Annotated in this window: 5 protein-coding genes and 1 pseudogene; 5 read left to right on the plus strand and 1 reads right to left on the minus strand. The window is 67.7% G+C overall.

What is annotated here, in order from left to right; translation table 11 throughout:
- Positions 1-372 precede the first annotated feature (372 nt).
- The 4 genes from ileS to ndk all read left to right on the plus strand — a co-directional run bounded on the left by ileS (position 373) and on the right by ndk (position 6,018).
- Positions 373-3,654, plus strand: coding sequence for an isoleucine--tRNA ligase (gene ileS, locus AC5RUP_RS14320; RefSeq protein ID WP_494153508.1), 3,282 nt, complete (start codon positions 373-375; stop codon positions 3,652-3,654).
- A 14-nt stretch (positions 3,655-3,668) separates the two neighbouring features.
- A complete protein-coding gene (locus AC5RUP_RS14325) occupies positions 3,669-5,021 on the plus strand; it encodes a bifunctional folylpolyglutamate synthase/dihydrofolate synthase (RefSeq protein ID WP_494153507.1) in 1,353 nt (450 codons plus the stop codon).
- A gap of 8 nt (positions 5,022-5,029) precedes the next feature.
- Positions 5,030-5,527, plus strand: a complete 498-nt coding sequence (locus tag AC5RUP_RS14330; protein ID WP_494158670.1) for a DUF4233 domain-containing protein — start codon at positions 5,030-5,032, stop codon at positions 5,525-5,527.
- Between the two features lie 74 nt (positions 5,528-5,601).
- Complete coding sequence (gene ndk, locus AC5RUP_RS14335; RefSeq protein WP_493977451.1) at positions 5,602-6,018, plus strand: nucleoside-diphosphate kinase; 417 nt, start codon at positions 5,602-5,604, stop codon at positions 6,016-6,018.
- Positions 6,019-6,120: 102 nt separating this feature from the next.
- Here the strand turns inward: ndk and AC5RUP_RS14340 are convergent, their stop codons facing one another.
- Positions 6,121-6,795 carry a vitamin K epoxide reductase family protein gene (locus AC5RUP_RS14340; RefSeq protein ID WP_494155108.1) on the minus strand — a complete coding sequence of 225 codons (675 nt, stop codon included), beginning with the start codon at positions 6,793-6,795 and terminating at the stop codon, positions 6,121-6,123.
- A gap of 394 nt (positions 6,796-7,189) precedes the next feature.
- Here AC5RUP_RS14340 and AC5RUP_RS14345 point away from each other — a divergent pair.
- Positions 7,190-7,506 (plus strand): annotated as a pseudogene (locus AC5RUP_RS14345) (hypothetical protein); the annotation flags it as partial.

The raw sequence follows: 7,506 nt of genomic DNA on the forward strand, positions 1-7,506 counted from the left end.
GCCAACCAAGGGACCTACACAACGTCCGCCAACAAAGCCGGCTTTTCGCCCGCGTTTCGACAGCCGCGCCGCCGTGGCCGTAAACTTGAGTCATCAGCGCTGACCCGGCCATCACCGGTGAGCTTCCGGAAGAACAGCCCAGGCCAACATCCCGGGCCCAGTAGAACCGGACGGGTATGCCCGTCACAGCAGCGAATGAGTGGCTGTCCCTTTGCACCGGTTCCGGCGCATCAGGCCAGCAAGTGAGGTGGTACCGCGGGTTCCGCCCCGGCAGCACGGTGAGGCTTTCCAGCCGCACCGGAGGCACCGGAGCAGGGCACGTCCTCGCAGAAGTACCCACACTTGCCGAGCTGTCTTTTCAGGATGACGAACATGCCACAGATCTATCCCAAGGCTTCCACCGCCGGCGCTGCCGCTGCCGAGAGCTCGCCTAAGTTCCCCGAAATCGAGGAGCTGGTGCTCAAATACTGGCAGCAGGACGGAACGTTCCAGGCCTCCGTCGATGCCCGCGATGCCGGCAGCGACGGCAGCAACGAGTTCGTCTTCTACGACGGCCCGCCCTTCGCCAACGGCCTGCCGCACTACGGCCACCTCCTCACCGGTTACGTGAAGGACCTGGTGGCCCGCTACCAGACCCAGCGCGGCCACAAGGTGGAGCGCCGCTTCGGTTGGGACACGCACGGGCTGCCGGCCGAGCTGGAAGCCATGAAGCAGCTGGGCATGACGGACAAGCAGCAGATCCTGTCCATGGGCATCGACAAGTTCAACGACGCCTGCCGCACCTCCGTGATGAAGTACGCCGACGAATGGCAGAACTACGTCACCCGCCAGGCCCGCTGGGTGGATTTCGAGAACGACTACAAGACGCTCAACGTCGAGTACATGGAGTCGGTCCTCTGGGCCTTCAAGCAGCTGCACGAAAAGGGTCTGACCTACCAGGGCTTCCGCGTGCTGCCGTACTGCTGGCGGGACGAAACGCCGCTGTCCAACCACGAGCTGCGGATGGACGACGACGTCTACAAGATGCGCCAGGACCAGACGGTCACGGTCACCTTCCCGATCCGGGCGGACGGCTCGGAGAACCCGCTGGCCGCGGAGTTGGCCGGCGTCAACGCACTCGCCTGGACCACCACGCCGTGGACGCTGCCCACCAACGCGGCCCTCGCCGTCGGGCCGGAGATCAGCTACGCGGTGCTGCCGGCCGGCCCCAACGGGACGCAGGCCTCGGGGGAGAAGTTCCTGGTGGCCGAGGACCTGCTCGGCTCCTACGCCAAGGACCTGGGGTACGACGACGCCGCTGCCGCCACCGAAGCGGTCACCGCCAGCTACGCCGGCGCCCAGCTGGCTGGCCTGCGCTACGAGCCGCTCTGGGACTACTACACGGACGCCGCGAAGTGGGGCACCGGCAACGCGTGGCAGATCGTCGTGGCCGACTACGTGACTACCACCGACGGCACGGGCCTGGTCCACCAGGCTCCGGCGTTCGGCGAAGACGACCAGAAGGTCTGCGAAGACAACGGCATCCCCGTGATCGTCTCCGTGGACGAGGGCGCCAAGTTCCTGCCCAACTTCGTCGAGGGCCCGCTGGCCGACATCGCCGGCGTGCAGGTGTTCGAGGCGAACAAGCCGATCACCCGGGTGCTGAAGGCCGACGGCCGGCTGGTCCGCCAGGCCAGCTACGAGCACAGCTACCCGCATTGCTGGCGCTGCCGCACGCCGCTGATCTACCGCGCCATCTCCTCCTGGTACGTGGAGGTCACCAAGTTCAAGGACCGGATGGTCGAGCTGAACCAGCAGATCAACTGGATCCCGGAAAACGTCAAGGACGGCCAGTTCGGCAAGTGGCTGGAGAACGCCCGCGACTGGTCCATCAGCCGCAACCGCTTCTGGGGTTCGCCCATCCCCGTGTGGGAATCGGACAACCCGGACTACCCGCGCCGCGAGGTATACGGCTCGCTGGCCGAGCTGGAGGACGCGTTCGGCACCCTGCCGCGCAACCACGACGGCGAGGTCGACCTGCACCGCCCGTACATCGATGAGCTGGTCCGGCCCAACCCGGACGACCCGACCGGCCAATCCATGATGCGCCGCGTGGAGGACGTGCTGGACGTCTGGTTCGACTCCGGTTCGATGCCCTACGCCCAGGTGCACTACCCGATGGAGAACAAGGACTGGTTCGACAGCCACAACCCGGCCGACTTCATCGTGGAGTACATCGGCCAGACCCGTGGCTGGTTCTACACCATGCACGTGCTCGCGACCGCGCTGTTCGACCGCCCGGCGTTCCGCAACGTGATCAGCCACGGCATCGTGCTGGGCTCCGACGGGCAGAAGATGTCCAAGAGCCTGCGCAATTACCCGGACGTGTCCGAGGTCCTGGACCGCGACGGCTCCGACGCCATGCGCTGGTTCCTGATGGCCTCCCCGATCCTGCGCGGCGGCAACCTGATCGTCACCGAGCAGGGCATCCGCGACGGCGTCCGCCAGGTGATGCTGCCGCTGTGGAACGTGTGGCACTTCTTCAAGCTCTACACCAACTCCGCGAACAACGGGGCGGGCCATGAGGCCGTCTCCGTCCTCGGCGACACCGACCGGATCAAGGGCATGGAGTCCCTGGACCAGTTCATCCTGGCCAACACCGGGGACCTGGTCCGCGACATGACGGCCGCGCTCGATGCCTATGACGTCTCCGGCGCCTGCGACGCGCTGCGCGAGTACCTGGACACCCTGACCAACTGGTATGTCCGCCGTTCCCGCCAGCGGTTCTTCGACGAGGACCGCGACGCGTTCGACGTGCTCTACACCGCGCTGGAGGCAGTCTGCCGCGTGGCCGCCCCGCTGCTGCCGCTGGTCACCGAGGAGATCTGGCGCGGGCTGACCGGCGGGCGTTCGGTGCACCTGACCGACCTGCCCGACGCCGGCGAGTTCCCGCAGCTGGCCGAACTCGTGGAGCTGATGGACACCACCCGGCAGATCTGCTCCTCCGGCTCGAGCCTGCGCAAGGCAGCGAACCTGCGCGTCCGGCTGCCGCTGGCCTCGCTGACCGTGGTGGTGCCGGGTGCCGAGCGGCTCTCCGGCCAGTACGCCCTGATGATCCAGGACGAACTGAACATCAAGTCGGTCCGGCTGATCGACGCCGCCGATGCCGCCCCGGAAGAGTTCGGCATCTCGCAGAAGCTGGTGGTCAACGCCCGCGCGGCCGGCCCGCGGCTGGGCAAGAACGTGCAGCAGGCCATCAAGGCCGCCAAGTCCGGTGACTGGTCGGTGGACGACGCCGGTGCCGTCACCGCCGGGGGACTGCTGCTCGAGCCGTCGGAGTACTCCCTGGAAACCGTCGTGTCCGGGGATGCCGCGGCCGGCGCGGCGGTCACCATGCTGCCCGGCGGCGGGTTCCTGGTGCTGGACACCGCCGTGACCGCCGAACTGGAGGCCGAGGGCGTGGCCCGCGACTACGTGCGCAGCATCCAGCAGGCACGCAAGGATGCCGGGCTGGTGGTCAGCGACCGCATCCGCACCACGGTGACGGCGGACCAGTCCGTCCTGGACGCGCTGACCCTGCACCAGGGGCTGGTCTCGCAGGAAACCCTCACCGTGGACCTCGTCCTGGTGGCCGGGGACGGCGACGCCGTGTCCGTGGAAAAAGCCGGATCCTGAAGGGGCACCAAACCATGAGTGATGAATTCGGCGTCGAGAGCGTCTACGCGGAACTGCTGGGCCGCGCCCCGGAAAACAAGATGGAACCGCGCATGGAACCGCTGTTCCGTGCGATGGACATCCTGGGCGAACCGAACAAGGCCTTCGCCAGCATCCACCTGACCGGCACGAACGGCAAGACGTCCACGGCCCGGATCATCGAGGCCGGGCTGCGGGCGCACGGTCTGCGGACCGGCCGGTACACCAGCCCGCACCTGTCCAAGGTCACCGAACGGATCAGCATCGACGGAGAGCCGGTCGCGGACGAGACGTTCGTGCGGGTCTGGGACGAGATCCGGCCGTACCTGGAGATCGTCGACCAAGAACTGAACGCCGAGGGCGCGCCCCGGCTGACCTACTTCGAGTGCGTGACCATCCTGGCCATCGCCATCTTCGCCGACGAGCCGGTGGAGGTGGCGGTGATCGAGGTTGGCCTGGGCGGAATCACCGACGCCACGAACGTGGTGGATGGCCAGGTCTCGGTGATCACCCCGATCTCGCTGGACCACACCGACCTGCTCGGCGACACCACCGAGGACATTGCGCGGGAAAAGGCCGGCATCATCAAGCGCGGCGGCTACCTGGTCAGTGCCGCCCAGCCGCTGGACGCAGCCCAGGTGCTGCTGGAACAGGCGCGGGACCTTCAGGTGCCCTTCCGCTTCGAAGGCGTCGAGTTCGGCGTCGAGTCCCGCAAGGTCGCCGTGGGCGGCCAGCAGTTGACCATCAACGGGCTGGCAGGCCGCTACCAGGACCTGCTGCTGCCCCTGCACGGCGCGCACCAGGCCCAGAACGCGGCGGTCGCCGTGGCCGCGCTGGAAGCGTTCCTTGGCGGCGGCGAAAAGGAACTCAACGTGGAAGTCCTGCGCGAGGCGTTCCTTGAGGTGACCTCGCCCGGCCGGCTGGAAGTAGTGCGCACCGCGCCGACGATCATCGTGGATGCCGCCCACAACCCTGACGGGATGAAGGCCAGCGCGCAGGCCATCTTGGAGGCGTTCAACTTCACCAAGCTCATCCCGGTGGTCGGCGTGCTGCAGGAAAAGGACGCCGTCGGCCTGCTGTCCCAACTGCGCGAGCAGCTCAGCGACCTCACCAACGAAATCTGCGTCACCGAGTCCAACTCGCCGCGGGCGATTCCCGCCGAGCAGCTGGCCGAGGATGCCATGGCGGCCGGTTTCCCCGAGGACGCCGTGCACATCGCGCCCCGGCTCGACGACGCCATCGAGTGGGCCGTCGGGCGGGCCGAAGCCGACAACGACCTCGCCGGCGGCGTGCTGATCACCGGGTCCATCACCCTGGTCGCCGACGCCCGCATCCTGCTAGGAAAGTAACAAGATCCATGGCCAAACTGACCAAAGCCCAGCGCGAGTGGCGTCCGGACATGCCGAAGAAACGGCGCTCGATCAAGACGATGTTCGCCTCCACCGTGCTGCTGCTGGAAGCCTTCGTCGCCTTCTTCGCCACGCTGGTGGTGTTCGGGCTCTACCGGGACGACGTGCCGCCGGCGCTGATCCTCGGACTCGGGATCGGCCTGAGCGTCCTGCTCGTGCTCTGCTGTGCCCTGCTGCGCCGCCCGTCCGGCTACGCCATCGGCTGGGCGATGCAGGTGCTCCTGATCGCCACCGGCATCGTCGAACCGGTGATGTTCGTCGTCGGCGTGCTGTTCGCGCTGTCCTGGTTGTACGCCGTGCGCACGGGCGGCCGGTTGGACCGCGAGAACGCGCAGCGCGACGCGGAACAGGCGGAATGGGAACGCCGGCATGGCTCGGAGGCCGGCGCCGCTGACGGCACGGCCGACGGCCCGGCGGCCGGCACCGCGGACGACGCCGGGCGCTGACCTGCGCTGCCCGCGCGTCCCGTTAGGATTGAACGGGGTTTCGGAGCTAATCGTGAAGCAAATGAGGAGAAATTGTGAGCGTTGAACGCACACTGGTACTGGTCAAGCCCGACGGCGTATCCCGCGGTCTCACCGGCAGCATCCTGGCCCGCATCGAGGCCAAGGGCTACACCCTGGTCGAGCTGAAGCTGGTCAACGCCACCCGCGAACTGCTGGAACAGCATTACGAAGAGCATGTCGGCAAGCCGTTCTACGAGCCGCTGGTCGAGTTCATGCTCTCCGGCCCGGTCGCCGCCGCCGTGTTCGAGGGGCACCGGGTGATCGAGGGCTTCCGGTCGCTGGCCGGCACCACCGACCCCACCACCGCCGCCCCCGGGACGATCCGCGGCGACTTCGGCCGGGACTGGGGCGTGAAGGTGCAGCAAAACCTCGTGCACGGTTCCGACTCGCCCGAGTCCGCCGCTCGCGAGATCGGGATCTGGTTCTCCTAGACCCCTAAAGCAGCAGAGGCCGCGTCCCCGACGGGGACGCGGCCTCTGGTTTATCCGGATTCAACCCGGGAGGGCAATCGCGGCGAGTCCAGGCTGTCCCGGTCAGCCCAAAAAGGCGTCGATGAAGGCCAGGAAGATCGTCCCGGCGGTCACGATCCACAGCAGGGCGGTCAGCGTCCAGGCCCAGCTGCCGGCGAAACGGACCACCGCCGCCGGCGCCTTGATCACGCCGTGCGCCAGGTTCCGCGCCGTGGTGTGCACCATCATCGGGATCACGGCGGCCCACACGCCCATGCAGTACAGGCACAGGATATGGATGTCGTAGAGCGCCTGGCTCCACAGCCAGACGACGAAGACGAAGCCCAGCGTGACGCCGGCCTGCAGTCCCATCCAGTACCACCGGCGGAACCGCGCCCCCGCAAGGATCGCGACCGCCGTCGTGATGGGAACCGCGAAGGCGACGATCCCGATCAGCGGGTTGGGGAAGCCGAAGAGCCCGGCCTGCCAGTGCAGGAACACCTTGCCGCAGGAGACCCACGGGTTGATGTCGCAGCTGGTCACATGGCCCGGATTTTCGTAGGTGGCCAGCCGCTCCAGGACCAGGATGCCGGACATGATCCAGCCGACCACGCCGGTGGCCAGCAGCAGCCACGCGAAGGGCTTTTCCCGGGCATCGCCGGGAACCCCGCTGTCCGGGAGTTGGCCGGGCGCGGCAGCGGCCGGGGATGTGGAGGTCTGCGCGTGGGTCTGCACCGTGTTCCTCGGGCTAGGGGGCATGTGGCTCGATTCTACGCCGGAGAGAACGCCCATTACTCACCAAATCGCACCCGGTGTGAGAGAATGATCGTGGCTAATAGCAGCCCCACATGCTGCTGTTGGTCCAGCGACAGGCTTCCAGGTCCGTCGGCGATGCTTCCCGAACAAGGAGCCCATCAATCCGGATGGGCGCTGGGAATCCGCCGGGCGGCCCTGCCGGTGAAGAGAAGGTTACGGCAGACGGAAAAGCGCCGCTGGTCCCCGGGTGTGCCGCGCCCCACGTGATGGCGCGAGCTCGGGTGATACCAAGACGACTTTCGGTGTCGGGCAGCCCAAGGCACCCGGATACCCGGCTACATGCCCCCAAGGGCACCGGGATGTGGCCGGTGCCGCAAGGGTTGGAGCACAACTTTAAATGGACAATGAACAGGTAATTCCCGCTACCTCCTCTCCGGTCAACGCGCCGGAGGTACCAGCCAAGAAACCGCCGCGGCCCCGCCGCAAGCCCACTGTGTCGGCACCGTCGCAGGACCAGTTGGACGTTGAACTGCCCGCCGTGGCGCCCACCGCCCCCACCAACGACGGCGACGCCTCCGCCGCTTCCCCCGCCGCCACCGCGCCGGACGCCGCGGAGCAGCCGGCAGGGGAGCAGCCCGCAGGCCAGGCCCCCGCAGGCGGCCAGCCGGCCGAGGCCGCTCCGGCGACCACCCGAGCCCGGCGGCCGCGCAAGAC

Source organism: Arthrobacter sp. Y3223151, from assembly GCF_059091125.1.

Coding starts and splice junctions, on each gene's coding strand:
- ileS (WP_494153508.1), top strand. CDS start 373: ATGCCACAGATCTATCCCAAGGCTTCCACCGCCGGCGCTGCCGCTGCC.
- AC5RUP_RS14325 (WP_494153507.1), top strand. CDS start 3,669: ATGAGTGATGAATTCGGCGTCGAGAGCGTCTACGCGGAACTGCTGGGC.
- AC5RUP_RS14330 (WP_494158670.1), top strand. CDS start 5,030: ATGGCCAAACTGACCAAAGCCCAGCGCGAGTGGCGTCCGGACATGCCG.
- AC5RUP_RS14340 (WP_494155108.1), bottom strand. CDS start 6,795: ATGCCCCCTAGCCCGAGGAACACGGTGCAGACCCACGCGCAGACCTCC.